The following is a 25523-nucleotide window of genomic DNA, read 5'->3' on the forward strand; positions in this document are numbered from 1 at the left end:
GATTAACTATTTAAATGGAGGTAAAGTTTTTGGATTTCAAGCAACTAGAAAATAAATTCGAAAAGAAAAAAGTGAATACATTTCTTGTTTATCAAAAAGGACAATTAACAACTGAGTATTATAAAACACCCGAATGTGCAAATAACTTATATAAAATAAATTCGATTACAAAAAGTATCGTATCTTTATTAATTGGTATTGCAGTTGATAAGGGCTATATAAATGATATACATACACCGATCACAGAGTGGATTGAAAATGTACCTAGGGGAAAACATAATTTAACACTATATCACTTATTAACAATGACTACTGGTGAGGACTGGAAAGAGTTTGGGAATGGAGTAGTATTCCCAAATGACTTTGTAGAATCAGAGAACTGGGTACAGTACATATTAGAAAAGCCAATAATTGAAGAACCTGCTACAAAAATGAATTATAATTCAGGTTCTTCTCATTTACTGAGCTATATTATTCAAGAAGCTACTGGAATGTCGACAGAGCGGTTTGCAAAGAAATATTTATTTAATCCATTAGAAATTAACGAATACGAGTGGCAACAAGATCCGCAGGGTATATATGTCGGCGGCTTCGGTATGAAAATGAAATCTACCGATTTATTAAAATTAGGAAAATTATGTTTGCAAAATGGATATTGGAATGAAAAAGAAATTGTATCAGCGAAATGGTTAGAAGAGTCAAGTAGGGCGCATTTTGAAACATATGAACATGTCGGCGCATATGGATATCACTGGTGGGTATTACATACCGAAAGATTTCACATGCCGTATTGTATATATTTCGCTATGGGATACGGCGGACAATACATCGTTATCATTCCTCAGTTAGAAGTAGTAGCTATTATAAGTAGTCATATGCCAAAACGTGGGCTCGTTCCATTAAAACTATTTATTGAGCATGTACAGGGAAATTCTAATTATATATAAGAAAAGGAGGGAATGTATGAAGGATGAAAAAATTTTATCTTTATTTAGATTCTGTTTAAGTCTTCTAGTATGTAGCGCCATTATTACGCAATTCATAATCAGGGCACAAGTGAAACCGTTCAATCCAGTTAACTTTTTTAGTTTCTTTACTATCGAAAGTAACATTTTAGTTGCATGTATTCTCCTTTTAAGTAGTATCGGAACAGCTACATTTGGTCGCTCAGAGCAGTTTAGTATACTTCGTGGTGCGGCGACGGTATATATACTTACGACAGGACTCGTTTATTTTTTGTTACTAAGAGGATTAGAAGAGTCACTTCAAACGGCAATACCATGGGTAAATACTGTGCTACATTATATCATGCCGATTACAATGCTTTTAGATTGGATTTTAAATCCACCTATTAAGAAAATCACTTGGAAACAAGCTGCAAGTTGGCTTTTATTCCCGTTTTTTTACGTTGTATATAGCTTAATACGTGGTCCAATCGTGAATTGGTATCCATATCCGTTTTTAGATCCGAGAATAGGTGGATATGGTAAAGTACTTTTATACAGTATAGGAATAGCAGTTGTAATTGGTGCTATTTGTATATTGGTAAGATTTTTAGGGAATCGAAACTTTAGAAAAGAATTTTAGAAATGCAAGAACCCCACTGTGTCTGTTTTTAACAGTGGGGGTTTCACTTTATCCAGCTATTTGTCGGGCTGCTCGTAAAAGTCCGATTGGTGAGGGCTGATGATTAGTGGGAGATGAACAAAACCCCCACTGATTAAGGTTTCACTTTATCTACTCGTCTTCTGAAACGACAACTTTATAAATTTCTCCGTCTTCGTTTCAAATTCTACATCAACAAAAACACCGTATTCTTTTCCGTTCTCACGTAACCACAATTTAAATTTTTCAACAGTTATTTGAACTGTTTTTGGTTTTCTACCTATATGAAGATAGTCAATAATTTCTGCTTTTGGGTATTGTTCTTTCGTCTTTTCTACGGCAAGTTTACCCCATTTGGCATACGGTGGCTGCGCATGAACAATTGATGAGCCTGTATATATATTTGAACATGTTGTTAGGAACAGAATGACAAGTGCGACACGTTTTAACAATTTTTTCATGATGAACTCCTTTTATCCTTTTTTATATTGTTTACATATTTTTTCAACGATATTAGTTTGGATTTTTTTGTCTTCTTTACATAAAAGCGAGGCTTTTACAAAACATAACCAAGAAATCATTTCCGTAATTAAGGAGGGAAAATTATGCGCCAAAAAGCTATTTTTAAAATAGCAGTTTTACTTGCGTTCATAGGACTGTCTTTAATGGTCAGTAGTATACAATTAAAGAATGTAGAAGCTTTTTCTAATCAAGTTATTCAAAGAGGAGCATCTGGCGAAGATGTCATTGAACTGCAATCTCGTTTGAAATATAACGGGTTTTATACGGGAAAAGTGGATGGTGTTTTCGGATGGGGTACATATTGGGCACTTCGGAATTTTCAAGAGAAATTCGGATTACCCGTTGATGGTTTAGCTGGAGCTAAAACGAAGCAAATGCTCGTGAAGGCAACGAAGTATGACAAGTCAACTGCTAATAAAGGGACGACAACGAATAAAGGAAATAGCGGTGGCACTGCACAAGAGAATAAACCACCTCAAAATAAAGGGACAAATGTTCCGAACGGTTATTCTCAAAATGATATTCAGCTTATGGCAAACGCAGTATACGGAGAATCACGCGGTGAACCATATTTAGGACAAGTTGCAGTAGCTGCTGTCATTTTGAACCGTGTTACAAGTGCGTCATTCCCAAATACTGTTTCAGGTGTAATCTTTGAGCCTAGAGCATTTACAGCGGTAGCCGATGGGCAAATATATTTAACGCCAAATGAAACAGCAAAAAAAGCAGTTTTAGATGCGATTAACGGATGGGATCCAACAGGAAATGCTTTATATTATTTCAATCCAGATACCGCGACTAGTAAATGGATTTGGACTCGTCCACAAATTAAAAAAATCGGTAAACATATTTTCTGTAAATAGAGCGGAGGTGGGACAATGTTACGAGGTATTATCATTGTATTATTAACAGTCGGTGTAGTAGGAACAGGCTATTGGGGCTATAAAGAGCACCAAGAGAAAAATGCAGTTTTAATTCGAGCGGAAAATAGCTATCAACGTGCATTCCATGATTTAGCATACGAAGTCGATTTATTACACGATAAAATTGGCACAACACTTGCGATGAATTCACGATCATCTTTATCACCTGCATTAGCGGATGTATGGCGTTTAACATCTGAAGCTCGCTCAGATGTAGGGCAACTTCCTTTAACATTAATGCCATTTAATAAAACGGAAGAATTTTTAGCGAATATCGGTGATTTTAGTTACCGTGCAGCCATTCGTGATTTAGAAAAAGAACCGTTAAATGAGCAAGAATATAAAACGTTGCAAACTTTATATTCAAATGCAGGAAATATACAAGATGAACTAAGAAAAGTACAACATCTTGTTTTGAAAAATAATTTACGCTGGATGGATGTAGAAATGGCACTTGCATCAAATCGCGATCCAGCAGATAACACAATTATTGATGGATTGAAAACTGTAGAGAAAAACGTAACATCATATTCTTCTACAAACTTCGGACCGACCTTTACAAGTGCGCAAAAAAATAAAAAAGGCGGATTTGAAGCGGAAGGAAAGGCAATTTCTAAAGATGAAGCGGCGAAAATTGCCAAATCGTTTTTGAATTTAAAAGGAAATGAAAAAGTAGATGTTGAGAAAAGCGGAAAAGGTGCGAAAGAATCCTTCTATAGTGTGAAAATTAAAGATGAAGCAACGAACAACGAGTTCTATATGGATATTACCGGAAAAGGCGGATATCCAATTTGGGTTATGAATAACCGCGAAATTAAAGAACAGAAAGTTAGTTTAAACGATGCAGGTAGTAAAGGTTTGAAATTTTTAAAGGACCATAAGTTTAATAATATGGAGCTTTATGATAGCTCTCAATATGATAATGTTGGTGTATTTACGTATGTAGTAAATGAAAATGGAGTACGAATTTATCCAGAAGCAATCCAAATGAAAATTGCTTTAGATGATGGTTCTATCGTTGGGTTCTCCGCAAAAGAATATTTAGCGTCACATCAAAAGCGAACAGTTCCATCGGCAAAGCTAACTGCAGCAGAAGCAAGAAAGAAAATCAATCCGGATGTAAAAGTCATGGAAGAACGTAAAGCTTTAGTAGTCAATGATTTGCATAATGAAGTACTTTGCTATGAATTTGTAGGCACTTTAGGAAAAGATACGTACCAAATATTCATTAATGCTAATAGCGGGGCCGAGGAAAAGGTAAAGAAAATGCAAGCTGTTGAAAAAATTTATGATTAAACCTTAATAGTGAAGTGGTGAAAATAATGAAAACTCTAATATATATATTGATGCTTTGCTTCGTTATAACTGGATGCAGTATTGGAAAAAAAGACAATCCAAACGAAAAGCCGGAACAAAAAAATGTTTCAATGAAAAATGTTAATTATACGAATAAATCAAATAAGCCAAATGAAAAAGCAGCAGATCATTTAGCATCTTTAGCAGCAAGTGTGCCAGGTGTGAATGATGCAACAGCGGTCGTTGTTGGAAAATATGCTATTGTAGGTATTGATGTAAAAGCAAAACTTGATCGAACTCGAGTTGAATCAATTAAATACTCTGTTGCAGAAAGTTTAAAAAATGACCCTGACGGTGCTAATGCAGTCGTTGTAGCAGATGTTGATACGTATGAACGGCTCAAACAAATCGGAAAGCAAATTAAAAAAGGAAAAACAGGTGAAGGTATACTAGATGAATTAGCCGCTATTGTGGGCCGAGTAATGCCACAAGTTCCAAATGATATGATAGAAAATAGAGAAACGAATCCAATTAAAGATAATGATAAACAATTACCAAAAGATGAAGAACAAGAGTTAAGAAAAGAACAGGATGATCAATCAAATAATCATTTGAATAAATGAAATTAGCCTCGTACTTAATTGTACGAGGTTTTTAAATATAATATTAAATATTCAGTTTATTTTTAAGGAAAAATATGGTTTAATTATGATGGGAGGGACAACTGTTATGATGAAAAAAAGCGCATGTATATTGTTTAGTTTATGCTTAGGTTTCAGTATGACAGCGTGTGAACAGAGAAAAGAAGTGAAAAATCAAACAGCAACTTCTTCTACTGTGATGGAAAGGCAACAGAAAGAGTCTATCAATATAAATCATTTTTCGAGTATAAATGAAGGGATGACTTATACAGAAGTGAAAGATTTAATTGGTTTTGAAGGAGATTTACTTATAGAAGAAGGGGTAGAACATTCTACACAAATTAAACAAATTTTTGCTTGGAAAGGAAACAATCCAAATTCATTTGTTGAAATTACCTTTTTAGATGGAAGAGTGCATTCAAAAGCACAGCAAGGTATAAGTTAATAAGCTAAAAAATGGGAGAGTTTAGCATGAACATACACACAGGGGAAATTCAATTAGTTCCGTATAAGGAGAAATATAAAGAAGTTATACAAACATTTACTTTACCAAGTGAACAAGTTCAGTTTACATCAGATCCAAGCGCATTACTGGAGAAAGCAAAAAGTGATCGTACAAAAAATGTGATTGTTATTTTAGATTACAATGGGGTACCGGTGGGTCTTTTCGCATTGGAAACGGGAGATAGAGTAAAGGAGTTCACAGATAATGAGGATGCTTTACTTTTAACATCATTTTCTATTAATCACAATAGACAAAGAAAAGGATTCGCTAAAAAGTCATTGTTATTATTAGAAGAGTTTGTAAAACGTTATTTTCCAATAAAAAATGAAGTTGTACTTGCTGTGAATGAAAGAAATATTCCTGCACAAAATTTATATGCAAAAGTCGGCTTCCAAGATAAAGGTTTTAGAAGAATGGGACCAATAGGCCAACAAATAATAATGCATTTGTCTATAATGAAATAATGAGATAGAAAACTTACTCTTGAATATTCATGTAGTAGGTTTTTTTATTTTAATAATATACAATATATGTATATAAAATGAAATAGAAATGAAGGATATAAAAAATGAATCAAGATAGAAAATGGAATCTCGTTGGGGGAAGAGTGATTAAAACTGGGATTGCAGTTTTTCTTACAGTGTTAGTTTGTGAATTTTTTAATATCTCAACTTGGAGTTATAAAAATGATTTAAAAGATTATAAACCAAATCATTATCATCACCATTTTTCAAGTGAGTATATTATTTTATTTGAGGTATTATCTATTCATGATATGTTAGAAGAATTAAAACAAATATCCGAGAAATATGAGTGGGGAAATCGATTCAATTGATAAGTTCATTTTATTGTGGGGGGAATAGTATGACACTTTATATTGCATTACTAAGAGGAATCAATGTCGGTGGACATAAAGTAATCAAAATGGCTGAGTTAAAACGAGTGTTTGAATCAATAGGGTTAAAACAAGTGAAAACGTATATACAAAGTGGTAATATCGTGTTCGAATCTGAGGAAGATATAAACTTTCTAAAAGACCGAATACAAACGGAAATAAAAAATGAATTTGATTTCGATGTTCCAGTCATGCTAAGAACACATGATGAATTTATAAATATTATTAAGCAATGTCCGTATGAAGTTCATTCATTGTTAGAAGGAGAAAGTGTTCATGTTGCTTTTTTAGCGAATGTACTTTCTGAAGAAGAGAGTAGTCAATTGCTTATATTTAAAAGTGAACTTGAAGATTGCTATATAGATGAGAAAGTCGTTTATTTGTTTTTCAAAAATAGCATTCGAAATTCTAAATTAATGAACCAGTTTCAGAAGTTACATACACCAGCTACAGTTAGGAATTGGCGGACTGTGAACAAATTAAAAGCAATTGTAGAGGGTATGTAAATATAAAAAGATGAGGTTTTCTACATGTAGAAAACCTCATCTTTTTATTTATATTGTTTTGCAACTACGAGTTCGACAATAGGATAAATAAAGAAGGAAGAGCAAATTGCGATGAACAGAGGGAGGTTTTTTACTCCATCTAAATTAGCCCCCATAGAAAATCCTTCAGAGAAGATTAATATAAGGAACATTACAATTACAAGCACAAAATATGCAATTTTAAAGCTTTTATATGTAATTTGTTGTCCCATTTCATCTTGACTTTCTTCTGATACACCGTGGGGATCTCCCCAAGTAATGTAATTAATTAAATTACTAAGTATTAACGAAATAGCAAAAATCGTACCGCCCAAAATAGAACCTTCAGTTATGTATTTATATGTGCCATGTACTAGTATTGCAATTAATGCTAAAACAATGATTATAAAAATAGTTTTTTTAGTATTCAATAAATAATTGCCCCCTCGATTGTAAAAAACTCTTTACAAATATAAGTATAAAATTGGAAAAGTATCATGTCAAATACTTTTTACACGAAATATGTAAGTATGTAATATTTTAGTTCTATGATAAATAAAAAATTACAATACATTTGAATGTAAAAGAATGGGCTCGCATATATTTGGAAGGGATGTCAGATTAATTTAGGGGGTAGTTATGTCTATACTTTTAAAAGCTGGTGCAGATGCAGGAAACAACGGTTTGAAGTTAATGGTGAAAGGGCAAGACCCTATTTTTATTCCGAGTATTTATTCTTTATATATAGGTGAGCCTACAGGACTCTTAGATGAGGTAGATGTTTCATTATCTGAATTAGAAAACCACATTGATGTGACTATAAGTTCGCCATCGTTAATGCTAAATAATGTACGATACATCGTTGGAGAAAAAGTCATTCAAGATCAATTAAAAGGTACTGAGGTAGAGAAGAAATCAAATAAGTCAACGGATGAGTTAATGGTTATTACAATACTATCAGGTTTGGCGGTAAGCGCTATGCGTCAAAGTCCAACTTCTAGCCATATTAATATTCGTTATGATTTATCTGTCGCTCTTCCTATGCAGCTTATTACACAAGAAATAGCTGCTGAAAATGCAAAACGTTATATGGGAAATCATAAGGTTATTTTCCATTATCCGAACGGACGCGATGTGACAATTAATGTTTCAATTGAGTATTGTAAATGCCTACCTGAGGGTGCTTCTGGGACGTGGGGCATTGTATACGATGAAGAAGGAAATGTTGTGAAACATAAAATAGAATGTGAGCAAAATCAAGTTTCTGAAATTGATTTTGTAGATAAAACTCTACTCTCTTTTGATATTGGCGCAGGGACGACAGAAGAAGTCGTTTCATTAGGGGTGAATTTCCGTCCGCAACTAAGTAAAGGTTTATCTTATGGTGTAAAAGAGACGTTACTACAAATCATTACGAGATGGAACCGGAAGTATCCAACTAAAACGATTGATAGCATTACAGAATTCAATCAAATTTATTTAAATGATAAGCATCCGAGAAATACATTATTAGTTGAGGAATCACAGCCAGCGCTATTAGGTTTAGCAGCGCGTGTTGCAACAGATATTATAAATAAAATTGATGATATGAAAGACGATCCATACGTGTTTATTTATGGCGGGGGTGCAGTAATTATTAAAAACAGTTTAAAAATGATTTTAAAGCAAAAAGGACGACTCAAAAATGTAATCTTTGTAGATAATCCGTTATTTACAAATGCACGAGGATTATTAGTCTATACTTGTTCGCCAAAATATAGAGAGCATAAGCAAAAAGAGTTAGGATTTACAAACTTAACGATAAGTTAGTTGGTGGAAGTATGCGATCTAGGCGATATAAACGTGGTGATCGAGTAAAAATCAATATTCATAAATCGGTATCACCTGAAATGCTTGCGTGGCTGAATAAACAATCAAATCCAACTAATTTCTTCTTCTTTGCTGCGCAGCAACTATTTAAACAAGTAGGAGATATTGACGTTTCTAAAGCTTTACCAAGCAGCCATGTTTTCTCATTATATGTGGAGCCTTCATCCTTATTAAAAGTCGAAGTAAACCCTTTTAAAAACATGACACTAGACACAAATACATCCACTGAAAATGCAAAAAAAAAATTATGGGAATCTGTTGATCAATTAGATTGTCCATTTTTTTAAACATAGAAAAATATAAGAAGTCCCCATCACTATACATACGAATACAGTGATGGGGTTTTGTTTGTAAATGGAAGGGGCACAATACAATTTGTGACCCTTCCATTAGTTATTTATCTAAATTTTAGATGTATGTTTAGAAACAGCATTAATTATGCTTTCCCAGTCATCTGGATGGTTTTCATGGCCTGCCCCTTTAAGGGTTAATAGTACTGAGTTTGGAATTTCATCAATTAGTGCGAGGCCATGTTCAAATGGTAGTGCTGTATCGTCTGTTCCGTGAATAACTAATGTAGGTGCTTGTATGGATTGAAGTACACCTTCATATGCATCATCACCTTGAAGTAAAGCGTGATTAAACATACTTATTAAATTGTTTGCGCGTTCTATTTCTTGTTTTACTTGTTTATAAACTCTATTTTCATCAAATATTCGTTCTGATCCACATAATAGACGAGATCCTGAAACTAAATACTCTGCCACATCATTTTTATTTGCCCAATCTATACTTGTGCCATTTACATGATGTGTTAAAATCCTTTCATCCATTGGAGGTAAATCGCGAGTATTGTCATCAGATCCTATTACACTAGTCGCTAGTAAAGTTAGCGTCAAAATTCTTTCGGGATGTTTTACAGCGGCAATTTGAGCAATCATACCACCTAATGACATGCCAAATAGGTGAGCTTTATCAATATGATAAGCATCTAGTACTCCAATTGCATCTTCAGCCATATCTGTTACTGTGTAATTGGAAGTTCTAGGTTCATAGGCAACAGAGCGCCCAACATCACGGTTATCAAAGCGAATAACAAACTTCCCCGTACTAGCCAACAGCTCACAAAACTCTTCATCCCAATAAACCATGGAACATGTAGCGCCCATAATTAATAAAATAGCAGGGTTCTTAGGGTTCCCAAAGCTTTCTGTACATATATCAATTCCGTTTATTTTAAATATCTTTTCACTCATATAGTTAGCCTCATTTCTTTTGAATTAATTAATAAAACAATTTTGGATGATTCTAAGATGTGTGTAAGATTCGTGGTGGAATTCATCCCGCTATTTGCTGGGCAGTAAGAGTCCCATCTTAAAATTCAGGGAAAGTAAAGAAGTTGGGAGGGGACCAACTGCCCGGAAAAGCCCGATTGGCGAGGGTTGATTAAAGTTTCACTTTATAATGCTTCTTGCATAATTACCCCCAAAAATAATTATATGTTAATTCAAGGCAAAAAATTTTGAGAAATAATTGTATGTTATTAAAATAAACAGCAAGGAGGAGAGTAAATGAAAGCAATTGTTATTGATCAATATGGTATTGTTGAAGAATTAAAAGAAAGACAAGTTTTAAAACCGGTTGTTCAGAATAACGAAAAAGCTCAACAATAAATAATATCCCATACTATACATTTTCATTTTCGAGTATTATTTATTGTTAGCTATTGTGATATTACTTCTAACAAATACTGTTTCGTATTGTATCGTGTAATTTTTCTAATCCAATTTCCATATCTTTCTCGTTTAACATTGAATAGCTAATTCTTAATTGGTTATCATTTGTTTCGTAATTTAATAGACAAGCTGTTCCTGGTAAAAAAGAGACATCTACTTCATTTGCTTTTTGTAATAAGGTAAAGGGATCTATCGAATCAGGTAGTGTCACCCATAAATTAAAACCTCCATTTGGTATTTCAAAGTGTAGTTCTTTTAATGGCGATAATATATCAATTGTTAAATCACGTCTCATTTGTAAAGCTGTACGTAATTTTTCTAAATGGTTTTTCATACGTTCTGCACGTAAAAACGGTAGAAGTGCCTTCTGTGTTAATAAAGGACTACCGATATCCATTGAACCTTTTACTGCATATAGCCATTCAAAAATAGGACCATCGGCAATAAGTGCCGCGATACGCAGTCCTGGTGCTAACGTTTTACTAAATCCTTTTATATATATTACGTGGCCATCCTTATCAAAACTTTTGATTGGGGGCGGGATTATAGCATCCCCAAAATATATTTCTCCGAAAGAATCATCTTCAATAATAAAAAATTGATATAACTCCGATAGTTCTATAAGTTCCATTCTTCGTTCTTTACTCATTACTGTACCTGTCGGATTCTGGAAGGTGGGATTCGTATACAATAAAACGGGATTTTTACTTTGACAAATATCATCAATTAAGTCGGAGCGAACTCCATGATTATCAAGAGAAACGGGAATGATTTGAACACCTTTATTGATGAAAATATCAAGCGCAGCACTGTAACATGGACTTTCTACTAATACAATATCTCCAGGTTTTAATAATGTTTGAGCAATTAAATCAATTCCTTGTTGTGCGCCGCTTGTAATTAATAATTGAGATGGGTCTGTCACTAATTTCTGGTGTTCATTTAAGTAATTTGCTATTTCAACTCGCAATTCATAATCGCCTTGAACTGGCCCATAAGTTGCTAACAACATCGGATTTTTATCCAGCAATTTATGCATTTCATCTGCCAAAAATGGATTTGGTAACAGACGAGGATACAGAATTGCTTGTGAAAAATTATAATATTTACGGTGCTTATTCATTGCATATTGAGAACGCATAACATTAATCGTTTTCATTTGTTGCCATTTATACGGAATTGGTTTGAAATCTTTCTTTACCCGTTTATATATGTAAGCACCTTTTCCTTGTTCGATGCGTATATACCCTTTCGTTTCTAACTGTTTATACGCTTTACGAACTGTTAATACATTGATTTGTAAATCTGTGGCCATACAACGTAAAGAAGGAAGAGATTCACCATGTGAAAGCATACCACTTTGTATTCTGTCAACAATTTGCATATATATTTGCTTGTAATACGGTATGTTTGTTTCTTTACGCAATACAATTTTCATAGGTTCACCTATTTTTCTTTTTAACTTAATTAAAGCGAAAAATATATAGGGAATCAACTACAACTTGAAGTAACTGTTATATGTACCGATACACTGTTATACACCATAGCCTCTATACTCATTCTAAGAGTAAAAAGGAGGAAGCAAAATGGTCATTTTTAATTACATTTTAGTATGTATTATTTTCGGGACAACATTTTTAACGATAAAAATTGGAATTGAAGCAGGGGCGCCACCGTTGTTTTCAGCAGGAATTCGCTTCTTTTTAGCGGGCATAATCCTTATGATTATTTTTAAATTAAAGCGAAAAGAAATTATGCCACATATATTTTCAAAACGCATTATGTATGCTGGATTTTGTTTAACATTTATGACATTCGCAAGTTTATATTGGTCAGAACAATATATTTCTTCGGGATTAGCTGCTGTTCTTTCTGCTACGGGACCAATGATGATTTTATTAATACAAGCAAAGAGGAATAGGGAGAAATTACAAAAGGAACAACTCGTTGCTTTAGTTATTGCACTAATAGGTGTTATATTTGTTTCTTTACCAGGAATGCATCAACAAGTAAGTTTCATATGGAGTATTGCTTGTATTGTGTTAGTTATAGGGGAGTTATTTTACGGAATAGGCTCTATTCGTTCGAAAGAAATACTGTCAGATTTATCAAATGTATCACCATTTCTTATTAACGGTATTCAAATGTTTTATGGAGGGATTTTACTACTAATCGCATCTATTATTGTAGAACAACCAAATGTAACCGTATTAACTTCATGGAGTGTGCAATGGCCTATTTTATATCTCATATTTATCGGATCGATTGGTGGACACGGATTATATTACTGGCTCTTATCAAAAACAAATCCAGTATTTCCATCGACGTGGTTATATGTATCACCATTAATTGCAATAATTGTGGGATATATCATTTTAGGAGAACCTTTAAATCCTACAATGGGAATGGGGGCTTGTCTTATATTGATTGGTGTATTTTTGGCCAATCGTTCAACACTACGGACTTATTTCAAAAAAGGGCGGTTATTAGAGAAGGAGATGTAGTTTAATAAAGCAATAGCCCTGTATATTACAGGACTGATAAAATCAAAAACACAGTTGGAAAAATAACCAACTGTGTTTTTGATAATTAATTCACTTTTTTAATAAAGCCTTTATAATGACGTTTTACAAGCTGGCTTTCTAACGTCTTCATAGTTTCTAGTGCTACACCGACAATGATAAGTAAGCTTGTACCACCAATTTGAGCAGAAGGTGGTAACGTAGCAATTTTCGTGAATACGAGCGGTAATATAGAAATAGCACCTAAGAAAATTGCACCGATAAATGTTAAACGGTATAGAATTTTAGTTACATATTGTTCAGTTGCTTTACCAGGACGAATACCAGGAACATATCCATTTTGCTTTTTCAAATTCTCAGCCATTTGTTCAGGATTTACTTGAATAAATGCGTAGAAGTATGTGAAAGCAACGATAAGACCGACATAAAGTGTCATTCCAATTGGATGTGCGAAATCAAGATTTGCAACTAACCATTTTGATACGCTTGAATCAGGGAAGAGCTGCGCAATTGTACGCGGCGTCATTAAAAATGCAGAAGCAAAGATAACTGGTATAACACCAGCACTATTTACTTTAAGCGGTAAATGAGTGTTTTTTGCTCCTTGATATTGATTGTTTCCTGAAACAGCTTTTGCATATTGGATCGGTATTTTACGTACAGCTTGTTGAATGTAAATAACACCAACAACTATCGCTAAAATTACGAGTCCAATTAAAACAATTTTTATTATGTGCATAAATAGCTGATCGCCAGCATTTTGGAATTGTTGTAAATAAATTTGATTTGCAACATTTGGAATGGCGGCAACGAGACCTGCGAAGATAATCATCGAAATACCATTACCAACTCCGTTAGCGGTAATTTGTTCGCCTAACCAAAGTAAAAATGCAGTACCTGCAGTTAAAACTGTCGCAATAAATAAGTATGTAGTCCAGCTTTGATCTGTTATTAATTGTCCACCTGCTATATTATTAAAGCCATAAGACATTCCGATGGCCTGTATGAATGCGAGAATGATTGTAAAGTATCGAGTGAATTGAGCTGATTTCTTACGGCCCATTTCTCCTTGCTTTGCCCATTCCGAAAATTTAGGTATAACATCCATTTGTAGTAACTGTACTATGATGGAAGCTGTAATATATGGTGTAATACCTACAGCAAAGATTGAGAAGTGTTGCAATGCTCCTCCGCCAAATACGTTTAACATACCTAGAACGTTAGCTTGATCTTGTACTTTTAATACCTCTGCGTTAGTATGAGGAACTGGAATAAACGTGCCAATTCGAAAAACGATTAACATCGCTAGTGTAAAAAGGATTTTCCTTCTTATCTCAGCTACTCTCATGAAATTTGAAATCGTACGAAACATTATGTCGCCTCCTATATTTTTATCAGTAAAAAACTGATTATTATACCCTATGAAGTAACCACAAACCTCCTTCCGCACTAAATTCATTTGACAAATGGATTTTCATACACTTTGTAGTTTTCACGGATATAAAAATATAAGGTGTTATATAAGCGACCTATACACTTCACGTAATCATTCAATACCCATAATATATCGAATAAATTAACAAATGTACATACATACGCATTAAAAATGAATAAATAGGGTCATTTTTTACATTTATTTAATGATAAATTGATAGGACATTATACTGGTAAATGCGCTTCGTATATTCCTTTAATCAATTAAAATCCTCCACCTTTTTATTTTCTTACAATTAATATATCGATTTAAAAAGAATTTAAAATCAAATAAAAGTATGAAAGTACATACTACTTTAGTAGTAGTAATAGTAATCAATTGTATTTCAATTAAAATTCATGTGATTAGAGGATTCTTTTTATTTAAGAAGGAATAAATATTTAAAGAAAGCTAAATAAACAGTGTACATATTTATAGGGGAGAAGATGTAAATGAAAGTTTTTATAAAAAAATTTCCACCATTAGAAGTAGCATATATAAGACGAACTGGTAGCTACTTTGAACCACAAGATCACTGGGGAAAGTTACTGAATTGGTCAATTGAAAATAAACTTTATCCACCAGAGCAATCATTTATCGGAATATCATTAGATAATCCTGAACTTGTTGCAAGTCATAAGTGCCGGCATGATGCATGTGTTACGATTCCTGAAAACTTCGATAAAGAAAAGTATCATGATGTGCAATTTAAAAGATTAGATGGAGGTACATATGGTCTATACCAGTTCTATGATGAACCTCATAAATTAAGTGAAGCGTATCAATACATGTATGCAGAGTGGCTACCAAATAGTGAGTATGATGCAGATTATGATAGAGATAATTTAGAGTTTTGCTTAAATAATGTTGCTGAAGATCTAGATGGAAAGTTAAAGGTTAATTTATTTGTGCCAATTAAAAAGATATAAAAAACAAATAATTTCATTTGTAGCTTTAAAATGAAATTGGAATAGTAGTGAAAGAAAAACTTTTTTTGAAGATAATATTTCTAGCGTAGGAATTTAAGTATGTAGGTTGCAATGAAAGGAGAATCCACATGGATACATTTGTAAATGACAAGTTTTATGAAACGAGAGATCAATTAGTTGAGGAAATTAATTTGTTGAGTGATGCTCAATTTAATAGGAAACCAGATAAGGATAAATGGAGTATTGCACAAGTTTGTCATCATTTAGTTTTATTAGATGAGAGAGTTATAACAGTTATTTCATCAGGATTAAAAAAGTTAGATAGTACCCAAAATGAGCGTAAAGAAATTCACACTATTTTATTAGATAGAACGAAAAAGTTTATAGCTCCAGAAATGATTGAACCAAGTAAAGAACCATTTGAAGTGGAGCAAATGCTCAATATGCTAAACGAATCAAGAAAAGAATTGATGCGTTTCCTGAGTACAATAGAAGATGAGTCTATATTAGCGAAAAAAGCAGTGATGCATCCAGCTCTTGGAGAATTATCCCTTGATCAGTGGATAGAACTGATTTATTTACATGAACAGCGTCATATTTCACAAATAAAAGAGATAAAATTACTTTGTGAAATTGAAAAGTAAAAATCATTCCCTATTTATTGATGCGTATTATAAACAGGGAAAACGGTTGATTCATATTGATTCAGAAGAAAACAAAAATAGAATGAAATTAGTTGAAAGTAACCAATAAGCTTAAGAAAATATGAAACTATCCGATTTTCTGTATAAGTGTAACCCCGTCTTAAATGAAGAGCGGGGTTATTTTTTTGGAAGTATTTTCATTGAGAAGGAAATACTTCGACAATGAAATTCAAAAAAATAATCATCATAACATATTTTATATGCGAATTTTAGTAAATTGAAATAATGATTTTATGATGATGAATGATATGTCCTTATTTTGAAAGTACTCTTCACACGCTTAAGGAAGGGGTATTCTGTCAGGAAACGATAAAATACAATTCTGTTAGGGGATGTATGCAATTTATTCTCTTTATTTTGCAACAGAACCACCTTCAAAATTATCTTTTGTAGTTGAAGTTTCCTGAATAATAAGTTACATTTTTAAAGTTCAAGCAACTTTATGAAAGTACAAAAAGGGGAGAAATATTATTATTATGCAAAAAATGAAATGGAAGAACTATGTATGTTACTTTGTAATTCTATTACTGCTTGGAACAGCAGTAATAGTCAAACCACCTATCTCTAAGGCTGAGGAATCTGAAGTTAATATCACATTGTTAGGTACTGCAGATATTCATGGTAGATTTATGCCTTGGGATTATGCGCTTGATGGAGCAAATATGAGTGGAAGTTTGACGCAGCTTTATACGGTTATAAAGAAGGTCCGTCAAGAAAATCCAAATACCATATTAGTAGATGCTGGGGATACAATTCAAGGAAACTCAGTAGAATTATTCAACGATAAACCACAATCGCCAATGATGGTAGCGATGAATACAATGGGATATGACGCCTGGGCATTTGGAAATCATGAATTCAATTTTGGATTAGATACATTGAAAAAAGTTAGTGAGCAATATAAGGGAAAAACGTTAGCAGGAAATATTTATAAGGAAAATGGAGAGCGCTTTCTTCCTGCATATACAATTGTAGAAAAAGGTGGAATTAAAGTTGGGATTATTGGTATGAATACACCAATGATTAGTGATTTTGAAAAAGGGACAGATCACTTAGATGGTTTAGTGGTGAAAAATCCGGTAGAAGAGACGAAAAAGGCAATTAAGGAATTAGAAGGTAAAGTAGATGTAATGGTAGGAGTTATGCATATGGGATTAGAAAATGAGAATGGTATCCCTGGTACTGGTGTTCAAGATATTGCAAATGCTTGTCCGGAACTAAGCGCTATTTTTGCGGCTCACATGCATAAACTTGTAAAAAAAGAAGTTGTAAATGGCGTAATTATTACAGAACCAGATAAATATGGAACACATATTTCACGTATTGACCTTACTTTTACAAAGCAAGATGGGAAGTTGACTTTAAAAAATAAAACTGCTACCGCTATACCTGTAAAAAATGCTGATGGAACAACGATATTATCTGATCCTACACTTGAAGAAGCATTAACACCTTTTCACGAATATGCGAGAGGAGATGCAAATGTTGTAGTCGCTCAATTAAAGGGTAGAAATCTTGTTCCTGAAAATGAAATAAAGGGTATTCCAAGTGTTCAGATTCAAGAAACACCTTTATCAGATTTCTTTCATGAAGTCATGCTCTACTACAGTAAAGCGGATGTAGTAGCCCATCAAATTGATAATGATTATGCCCGTTTAGATACAGGTCCTATTAAGAAAAAAGATATTGCGTACAATTACCAATATGCCTTGGGAGAAATTACAGTATATAAGATTTCTGGAAAAGATTTAAAAGACTATATGGAATGGGCAGCAGGATATTTTAACTCATCTCGTGCCGGAGATGTAACCGTTAGCTTTGATAAAACCCGCCGTGCATCTAAATACAGTACGAACGATTTCTTTGGAGGCGTAAAATACGAAATTGACTTAACAAAACCATATGGAAGCAGAATTACAAATTTACGCTCTATTCGTACAAACAAACCAATCAAAATGAGCGATGTTATGACGCTAGGAATGAATGCATATAGAATGGAGGCTCTTCAGGCAAAAGGGGGAGCTTTAGAGGGGCGTAAGTTTGAACAAATTTGGTCATCTAAACAAGAGAATGCATTTGGAGAAACAGGCGGAACCATTCGTAACCTTGCTATTACATATTTAAAAGAGGTAAAGAATGGTGTATACACTCCAAAAGTTATGCGTAATTGGAAAATTACTGGTGTAGATTTACATTCTTCAGAGCATAAGGCTGTAGTTGATCTCGTGAATAAAGGGATTTTAGAAATTCCAAAAACAGAAGACGGAAAATACACAAATATAGCATCTATAAATACGAAAGACTCAATTTCAAAAGAAGAAATTGTAGCACTCTCACAAAAAGCAAATATTAATCCAAATGAGTTTAATCATACAAAGACAAAAGGTGAATTTTATAAAAAACTTAATAGGATTACTAAAAAAATATAAATTATAAGGTTTCTTATAGTAATTGTTATTTTAATAGCATTAAACCCACTCTTACAATAGTAAAGAGTGGGTTTTTATGTTGTTATTTAGATGTAAGTATACTTTTATTAGAATGAATATAGATAATTAATAACTAACCAATTGGATGAGCGTCTATAAGGATTCTCTTTTATTCGAATTAATGTACATATGTGTTCCGTTCATTATTTATAATATTGACCACAATTTATGTAATTTTGCATAATGTTACATAAATTTCGTATTTTCTCTTTTTTCCGACAGAAATAGACAGTATACTTTGTACAAGCTTTCTATTTCAAAAATTATACGAGGTGAAATAATGAAAAACAAAAAGACATTAACTAAGGTAGCATTAACAACAGGATTAGCTTTAACAGCTGTGGCACCATATGGCGTAGGTCATGCAGAGGAAACAGATCAACTACAAGTTCAAATTCAAGAGGAATCGTTCCGTTCGGGTGAACTTACACAACCGTCACAAAAGGCACCAGAAAATGTAGTAAAGGATGCACTTAAGGAGAAAACAGAACAAGCTCTGTCCCAAAAACAAGTCAATGGAGAAGCAGGAGTAGATTATAAAGTTCTTCAAAAACGTGGTTCGTATGATGGAACTACACTTGTGCGTATGCAACAAACATACGAAGGAAAAGAAGTATATGGCCATCAATTAACTGCACACGTAGATAATAATGGTGTTATTAAAAGTGTTTCAGGTGATAGCGCGCAAAATTTAAAACAAGAAGAATTGAAAAAACCTATTAATCTATCAAAAGATGAAGCAAAACAATTTATTTATACGAAGTACGGGAACGATCTCAAGTTTATTTCTGAGCCAGAAGTTAAAGAGGTTATTTTTGTTGATGAAAATAATGGACAAGCTAAAAATGCATACCAAGTTACCTTTGAAGCTGCAACACCAAACTATGTTTCTGGTACTTATTTAGTAAATGCACAAAATGGTGATATGTTAAAAAATATGGTACAAGAATCTAACTTAAAAGCCAGTGACAAACTAGTTGGAGCTTTAAAGAAAAGTAAACAAAGCAGTCTTACATCATTAACTGGAACAGGAAAAGATGATTTAGGTATTTCTCGTTCATTTGGTATCTCTAAACAAAGTAATGGCAAATATGCTCTTGCTGATTATACAAGAGGGCAAGGAATTGAAACATATGATGTGAATTACAGAGATATTACTAAAGAAGAAAGCTATTATCCTGGTACATTAGCGACTAGTACTTCGGCAACATTTAACGATCCGAAAGCAGTAAGTGCTCATTACTTAGCAACAAAAGTATTTGATTTTTATAAAGATAAATACAAGCGTAATAGCTTTGATAATAAGGGACAAAAGGTAGTTTCAGTTGTACACGCTTGGGATTCTGAAGAGACGAATGATCCGAAAAATTGGCAGAATGCATTAAGTGCTAATAATGGAAGTATGCTTGTATATGGCGATCCTATTGTTAAAGCATATGACGTAGCTGGACATGAATTTACACACGCTGTTACTTCTAGCGAATCTAATCTTGAATATTACGGAGAATCCGGTGCGATTAATGAGGCATTATCTGATATTATGGGAACATCTATTGAGAAATACGTAAATAATGGAAAATTCAACTGGACAATGGGAGAACAAACGGGATCTGTTTTCCGTGATATGGAAAACCCAGCTTCTGTTCCATCTTCACTTGGAGTACCTTATCCAGATGATTACAGTGAATTTAACGATTTTAATGGATGGGATCAAGGCGGTGTTCATTTTAATTCAAGTATTATTAATAAAGTTGCGTATCTCATTGCGAAAGGCGGAACTCATAACGGAGTAACTGTTAAAGGAATTGGTGAAGATAAAATGTTTGATATTTTCTATTATGCAAATACAGATGAGTTAAACATGACTTCTAATTTCAAAGAATTGAGATCAGCATGTATTCGAGTGGCAACTAATAAATATGGTGCGAATACAGCTGAAGTTCAAGCAGTTCAAAAAGCATTTGATGCAGCAAAAATTAAGTAATTTAGAAATATAGTTCTCATTCATATATTAATACATTATGAAAAACAGCTAATGTCATTTTAAGGATATTAGCTGTTTTTTTACGTAGCAATGTATTATTGAAAATAAACTGACTAAGCAATAATGAGGCGCTTTCTCTTTAAGAAGTAGTGACAAATCAATAAGGTTTAAAGTGTATAAAAACAGAAAATTAATAATATATTGACCTCTTAGTAGAAAGTCTATAAAATGAAAGCGATAACAAACGATTGCTTTAAAATGATTTCCCTGATCTTTTAGTATTTACAAATATATGAAGGCATAAACAAATCTATTTTTTTAAGCGTTAATGCAAACGCTTTCGTATTAAAAGGTCATTGAAATACATACGTGAAAATAGCCAATATGGAGGTGAAGTTAAAGAGATTTCTAGATAAATTTAAGCAGTTTTATTCAGTAAAAGCATAATAAATCGTTAGTAATATTTGAAGAAAGGGTGTATGTGGTGCAAATTACAAAAAGATTAATTAACAAAACAGTTTTATTACTTACTTTAATCATTATGTTATCATCTGTTTTCTCTTTTCAGAGTGTGAAGGCAGTTTCAAATTCGAAAACAACTGAAATTATCATTCATTACAAAGAAAAGCTTGGAAATACAAAAGACTGGAATCTTTGGTTATGGGGAGAAAATGCAAATGGTACATCTTATGAATTTACTGGTGAAGATGAATTTGGAAAATACGCGAAGATAAAAATAGACGGTGACTATAATCGTGTAGGATTTATAGTTCGAACAAATGAATGGGAAAAAGATGGTGGGGATCGTTGGATTGAAAATATAAAGGACGGTCGTGCTGAAGTATGGATTCTTTCGGGTGATGAAAAAGTATATAACTCTAAGCCTTCATCGGATCTCTCAATTCAAAAAGCAACTATTGATAGTTTCAATGAAATTACTGTAACGACTAATGTCCCGTTTCATATTAAGGAAAAGAAAATTGAAATTGAAGGCATTAAAATTAAAAATATTACTCCTTATGATACAAACAGTGGAGATATTACTAATAAGGTTAAAATAATTACGGAACAGAAAATTGATTTAAAACAAACATACAAAGTTAAAATTGAAAACTTAGCTGATACGAATACTGAAATTGGTAAAGTCATTCGTAGCGAAGAATTTGATAATTTATTTTATTATGGTGGCAACGATTTAGGAAATACATATACTCCGCAACATACAAAGTTCCGTTTATGGGCTCCTACTGCAAGCGAAGCGAAGTTAGTTACATATAAAAACTGGAACGATAAAATAGGTGCTGAAATAAACATGCAACAAGGTGAAAAGGGAACTTGGACAGCAGAACTAAAGGGGAACCAAAAAGGGCTCTTTTATACGTATAAGGTCAAAATTGGTGATAAGTGGGCTGAAGCGGTTGATCCATATGTGCGTGCTGCTTCTGTAAATGGCGATAAAGGTGCAGTCGTTAATTTAGAAGAAACAAATCCGAAAAAATGGAAAGCAAACAAAAAGCCAAAATTTAAAAATCCGGAAGATGCTATTATTTATGAGTTACATGTACGCGATCTTTCCATTCAACCTGAAAGTGGTATTAAACAGAAAGGGAAGTATTTAGGTGTAACAGAAAAAGGAACAAAAGGGCCAGGAGGTGTAAAAACAGGACTTGATCATATAAAGGAGCTTGGTGTTACTCACGTTCAGTTTTTACCGATATTTGATTATGCTTCAGTAAATGAAGAGACTTTAAATGAACCGCAATATAACTGGGGATATGATCCTAAAAATTTCAACGTTCCAGAAGGCTCCTATTCTACAAATCCTTATGAGCCAACTGTTCGAATAACTGAATTAAAGCAAATGGTTCAAACACTACATGATAATAATCTTCGAGTAGTGATGGATGTAGTATATAACCATATGTATAATGCTGCTGAATCTAATTTTCATAAGTTAGTTCCAGGTTATTATTATCGTTACAATGAAGATGGAACATTTGCAAATGGAACTGGAGTAGGAAATGATACTGCTTCAGAAAGAAAAATGGTGAGGAAATTTATGATAGATTCCGTAACATATTGGGCAAAAGAATACAATTTAGATGGATTCCGTTTTGATTTAATGGGTATTCATGATTATGAAACGATGAATGAAATACGTAAAGCTGTTAATCAAATTGACCCTTCTATTATACTACACGGAGAAGGATGGGATTTAAATACACCTCTTGCAGCTGAGTTGAAAGCAAATCAAAAAAATGCAGAGAAAATGAAAGGGATTGCTCATTTTAACGATAATATACGTGATGGGTTGAAAGGTAGTGTATTTGAGGAAAAGGAAAATGGTTTTGTAAATGGAAAGCAAAACATGGAAGATCGTATTAAAAAAGGCATTACAGCAGGTATTGACTATGATACAAATTCGTCTACCTATCAAGATCCTGAACAGGTATTAACTTATGTGGAAGCACATGACAATCATACATTATGGGATAAACTTGAGTTAACTAATCCAGGTGACAGTGAAGAAATGCGAAAACAAATGCACAAATTGTCTTCTTCAATTTTATTAACATCACAAGGGATTCCATTTTTACATGCAGGGCAAGAGTTTATGCGGACGAAATACGGTGATCATAATAGTTACAAATCTCCAGATTCAATTAACCAGATGGATTGGCTGCGCCGTGCAACGTTTAATAATGAAGTAGATTATATGAAGGGTTTAATAGAATTACGCAAAAAGTACTCAGCTTTTCGAATGACATCTGCAGAGCAAATAAAAACACACGTATCATTTATTGATGCTCCGAAAAATACTGTAGCTTATACAATAGAGGGGAATAAAAATGAATACTTTACAGTGGCTCACAATGCAAATAGAGAAGCTGTTGAAATAACACTTCCATCGAAAGGTCCTTGGAAAGTACTAGTAGATGGGAAGCAGGCGGGAAGTACACCACTTTATGTTGTCCATGACAATAAAATTAAAGTTCCTGCATTAAGTTCATTTGTCTTAAAAACAGAGAAACCGATTAAATAAAAGCGAAGAATGTGGAAATAAATACTGCATTGAGCAAATTTAACAAGGATTGCAAATAAAAAAAGCGAAATGAAGATTATTCTCACTTCGTTTTTAAAGTTAATGTAATATAATTTCACATACTGTAATTATATTACAATTTAATAAAAGAAATAAGCAATAGATTATTTCTTTTGTGACAGTAGGAGGAGAAGATATCTTTGAGTTTATTTATAAAATTACCTGAAATACATTCGTAATTCATATAATGTTTATTATATATTCGAACATATAACGAACTAGATGTTCGAGTTGTATTAATTCCTACAAATCGTTTAAAAATAACAAAGGCGTAAAAAGTATATGGAATTAAAATAGAGAAAAGACACCATTCAAGGTGTCTTTTCTCTATTTTGAATATGAAATGTAAGTAACTCGATTGTATGTAATAGTATGTGATATTTTCACACTAACTGATTAAGAAAAATTTAAAACTCTTTTCTTAATCTATTTGTAATAAATTACATCATAAAATTTTATCGATATAATAAATAAAACTTTCTCAATATTATTTGATTTAATAACTATATTCAACCGCTCTCCAATCCATTACAATAATTTCACATTGGAAATACATGAATATTCTCAATGTTATAAATGGTTTATACCTTATAGGATTACTATGGGAAAGGATGTGAAATATCCAAAAAGAAATCATTTTTTATGATGAAATAAAAAATTTTAATGAAGAAAAAGTTATTTCATTATTTTCAAGTTTCGTTAAAGTGCATGTATTTATAATCACTATGAGACAAGGAGCAGAATCCGAAAAAATTTTTGTAAATTAGAAAATTGCATTTCAAAAATAAGTTAAACGTTTATGGAGGGTTATATGAGCGAGAAAATTTATTACTGGTCTCCGATTAAGCATTGGGAGAAGTTGCATAATGAAGTTTTGATAGGGGAAATGAGATTTACAGGTATTCTGTCTGAGTGGTTTCCAGATTTTTATTTTATGGCTCAAAAAGGTGTGAAAATTAGTGAACTAGTAGAGCGCTTTTCGTTAGGAAATGTAGAAGAGACACAAAAAAACATAGAGCTCATGATAAAAAATCGTGTGTTAGTAAGTAATATATTACACCCAAGAGAAGTATTTTCTTCACAAGAAAAGATTTTTTCAAATCCATATAGCAACCAGATTCGCTTTTCTAAAGAAAAGTTAGATAAGTATATGAGTGAACAATTAAATCGCACGCACGTTGCTGCACGGTCGACCGAAATTCAACTTGAAACAACAAATGAGCTACCTACTATAATCAAGGAACGTAGGTCTTGTCGTCAATTTGATATGGAAAAACATATTAGTTTTTCGGAATTTTCCCGATTCTTATCAACTCTAAAACAGGTTAGGGAAGAAAAAATATACTATCATTACGCAAGTGCAGGCGGGCTCTATCCCATTGATATCTTTGTTTATGTAAAACCAAAACGTATAGAGGATATGAAAGCTGGATTTTATTATTATAACCCATCAAAAAATAGTCTTGTGATTGTAAACAACATTGATCAAGTAATCAAAAGTGATCATGAGTTAATTAATCAGGATTTATTTACTCAATCTGCCTTCTCAGTTTATTTGGTTTATAATGCGAACGCTTCCATCCCGAAATACGGTTCAGATGGATATTTATTTGCTTGTATTGAGTCAGGCATTATCACTGCTACCTTAAATATGGTTGCTGAGACATTAAATTTAGGGGTTTGTTCAGTTGGTCATATGAAATTTGAAGATATTCAGCAATTTTTATGTTTGGATAGTCATCAAGTGTTTCTCCATGGGCTTGAAGTTGGCTTGAAAATTAACGAGTAGAAGAAATGAATAT

At 32.9% G+C, this 25523-nt stretch carries 22 protein-coding genes and 1 pseudogene; 18 read left to right on the forward strand and 5 right to left on the reverse strand.

The window, feature by feature from the left end; translation table 11 throughout:
- Positions 1 to 29 precede the first annotated feature (29 nt).
- Both HFD78_RS11880 and HFD78_RS11885 read left to right on the forward strand, forming a co-directional pair.
- Positions 30 to 947 carry a serine hydrolase domain-containing protein gene (locus tag HFD78_RS11880; RefSeq protein ID WP_098219543.1) on the forward strand — a complete coding sequence of 306 codons (918 nt, stop codon included), beginning with the start codon at positions 30 to 32 and terminating at the stop codon, positions 945 to 947.
- A 16-nt stretch (positions 948 to 963) separates the two neighbouring features.
- A complete protein-coding gene (locus HFD78_RS11885; protein ID WP_000650952.1) occupies positions 964 to 1587 on the forward strand; it encodes a Pr6Pr family membrane protein in 624 nt (207 codons plus the stop codon).
- Positions 1588 to 1733: 146 nt separating this feature from the next.
- On the opposite strand, the gene HFD78_RS11890 is transcribed toward HFD78_RS11885, so the two are convergent.
- A complete protein-coding gene (locus HFD78_RS11890) occupies positions 1734 to 2066 on the reverse strand; it encodes a DUF3889 domain-containing protein (protein WP_000734903.1) in 333 nt (110 codons plus the stop codon).
- 144 nt (positions 2067 to 2210) lie between these two features.
- On the opposite strand from HFD78_RS11890, the gene sleB reads away from it, so the two are divergent.
- The 7 genes and pseudogenes from sleB (at position 2211) to HFD78_RS11925 (ending at position 6893) form a co-directional block, all read left to right on the forward strand.
- On the forward strand, positions 2211 to 2990 hold the full coding sequence (gene sleB, locus HFD78_RS11895) for a spore cortex-lytic enzyme (protein WP_001249053.1): 780 nt from the start codon (positions 2211 to 2213) through the stop codon (positions 2988 to 2990).
- Positions 2991 to 3005: 15 nt separating this feature from the next.
- Positions 3006 to 4346: a germination protein YpeB gene (gene ypeB, locus HFD78_RS11900; RefSeq protein ID WP_000943727.1), complete on the forward strand. Its 1341-nt coding sequence runs from the start codon at positions 3006 to 3008 to the stop codon at positions 4344 to 4346.
- A gap of 26 nt (positions 4347 to 4372) precedes the next feature.
- A complete protein-coding gene (locus tag HFD78_RS11905; protein ID WP_000854053.1) occupies positions 4373 to 4969 on the forward strand; it encodes a YhcN/YlaJ family sporulation lipoprotein in 597 nt (198 codons plus the stop codon).
- Between the two features lie 106 nt (positions 4970 to 5075).
- A complete protein-coding gene (locus tag HFD78_RS11910; RefSeq protein WP_000976447.1) occupies positions 5076 to 5432 on the forward strand; it encodes a hypothetical protein in 357 nt (118 codons plus the stop codon).
- Positions 5433 to 5443: 11 nt separating this feature from the next.
- A complete protein-coding gene (locus HFD78_RS11915; protein ID WP_002061531.1) occupies positions 5444 to 5956 on the forward strand; it encodes a GNAT family N-acetyltransferase in 513 nt (170 codons plus the stop codon).
- A 104-nt stretch (positions 5957 to 6060) separates the two neighbouring features.
- Positions 6061 to 6132, forward strand: a pseudogene (locus HFD78_RS30070) (hypothetical protein); the annotation flags it as partial.
- A 224-nt stretch (positions 6133 to 6356) separates the two neighbouring features.
- Positions 6357 to 6893 carry a DUF1697 domain-containing protein gene (locus HFD78_RS11925; protein WP_000177395.1) on the forward strand — a complete coding sequence of 179 codons (537 nt, stop codon included), beginning with the start codon at positions 6357 to 6359 and terminating at the stop codon, positions 6891 to 6893.
- Positions 6894 to 6937: 44 nt separating this feature from the next.
- Here the strand turns inward: HFD78_RS11925 and HFD78_RS11930 are convergent, their stop codons facing one another.
- A complete protein-coding gene (locus tag HFD78_RS11930) occupies positions 6938 to 7342 on the reverse strand; it encodes a hypothetical protein (RefSeq protein ID WP_001093143.1) in 405 nt (134 codons plus the stop codon).
- Between the two features lie 208 nt (positions 7343 to 7550).
- Here HFD78_RS11930 and HFD78_RS11935 point away from each other — a divergent pair, with 208 nt between their 5' ends.
- Complete coding sequence (locus tag HFD78_RS11935) at positions 7551 to 8720, forward strand: ParM/StbA family protein (protein ID WP_000025622.1); 1170 nt, start codon at positions 7551 to 7553, stop codon at positions 8718 to 8720.
- Between the two features lie 11 nt (positions 8721 to 8731).
- Positions 8732 to 9067 carry a hypothetical protein gene (locus HFD78_RS11940; protein ID WP_001257760.1) on the forward strand — a complete coding sequence of 112 codons (336 nt, stop codon included), beginning with the start codon at positions 8732 to 8734 and terminating at the stop codon, positions 9065 to 9067.
- Positions 9068 to 9181: 114 nt separating this feature from the next.
- Here HFD78_RS11940 and mleBCA read toward each other — a convergent pair whose 3' ends face one another.
- The gene (gene mleBCA / locus HFD78_RS11945) at positions 9182 to 10036 is read right to left on the reverse strand and encodes a BCA family alpha/beta fold macrolide esterase (RefSeq protein WP_097813680.1); all 855 of its coding nucleotides are present in this window, start codon (positions 10034 to 10036) and stop codon (positions 9182 to 9184) included.
- Positions 10037 to 10520: 484 nt separating this feature from the next.
- Positions 10521 to 11954 carry a MocR-like pyridoxine biosynthesis transcription factor PdxR gene (gene pdxR, locus HFD78_RS11950; RefSeq protein WP_191968076.1) on the reverse strand — a complete coding sequence of 478 codons (1434 nt, stop codon included), beginning with the start codon at positions 11952 to 11954 and terminating at the stop codon, positions 10521 to 10523.
- Between the two features lie 148 nt (positions 11955 to 12102).
- Between pdxR and HFD78_RS11955 the strand changes: the two genes are divergently transcribed.
- The gene (locus tag HFD78_RS11955) at positions 12103 to 13020 is read left to right on the forward strand and encodes a DMT family transporter (protein ID WP_000234337.1); all 918 of its coding nucleotides are present in this window, start codon (positions 12103 to 12105) and stop codon (positions 13018 to 13020) included.
- 85 nt (positions 13021 to 13105) lie between these two features.
- Here HFD78_RS11955 and secY read toward each other — a convergent pair whose 3' ends face one another.
- Entirely contained in the window at positions 13106 to 14410 is a 1305-nt protein-coding gene (gene secY / locus HFD78_RS11960) for a preprotein translocase subunit SecY (RefSeq protein WP_000490135.1), read from the reverse strand.
- A gap of 554 nt (positions 14411 to 14964) precedes the next feature.
- On the opposite strand from secY, the gene HFD78_RS11965 reads away from it, so the two are divergent.
- The 6 genes from HFD78_RS11965 to HFD78_RS11990 all read left to right on the forward strand — a co-directional run bounded on the left by HFD78_RS11965 (position 14965) and on the right by HFD78_RS11990 (position 25510).
- Positions 14965 to 15441 (forward strand): AraC family transcriptional regulator, encoded by a 477-nt coding sequence (locus HFD78_RS11965; protein WP_000862354.1) that lies wholly within the window; start codon positions 14965 to 14967, stop codon positions 15439 to 15441.
- 128 nt (positions 15442 to 15569) lie between these two features.
- A complete protein-coding gene (locus HFD78_RS11970; RefSeq protein WP_097813679.1) occupies positions 15570 to 16085 on the forward strand; it encodes a DinB family protein in 516 nt (171 codons plus the stop codon).
- 536 nt (positions 16086 to 16621) lie between these two features.
- Entirely contained in the window at positions 16622 to 18574 is a 1953-nt protein-coding gene (locus HFD78_RS11975; RefSeq protein ID WP_001171075.1) for a bifunctional metallophosphatase/5'-nucleotidase, read from the forward strand.
- 340 nt (positions 18575 to 18914) lie between these two features.
- Positions 18915 to 20618, forward strand: coding sequence for a M4 family metallopeptidase (locus HFD78_RS11980; protein WP_000791453.1), 1704 nt, complete (start codon positions 18915 to 18917; stop codon positions 20616 to 20618).
- 484 nt (positions 20619 to 21102) lie between these two features.
- Entirely contained in the window at positions 21103 to 23661 is a 2559-nt protein-coding gene (gene pulA / locus HFD78_RS11985) for a type I pullulanase (RefSeq protein WP_097995317.1), read from the forward strand.
- An 871-nt stretch (positions 23662 to 24532) separates the two neighbouring features.
- Positions 24533 to 25510 (forward strand): SagB/ThcOx family dehydrogenase, encoded by a 978-nt coding sequence (locus HFD78_RS11990; protein WP_116291444.1) that lies wholly within the window; start codon positions 24533 to 24535, stop codon positions 25508 to 25510.
- Positions 25511 to 25523 lie beyond the last annotated feature (13 nt).

Origin of the sequence: Bacillus sp. EKM501B, assembly GCF_011800505.1 — a bacterium.
Taxonomy (GTDB): Bacteria; Bacillota; Bacilli; order Bacillales; family Bacillaceae_G; genus Bacillus_A; species Bacillus_A cereus.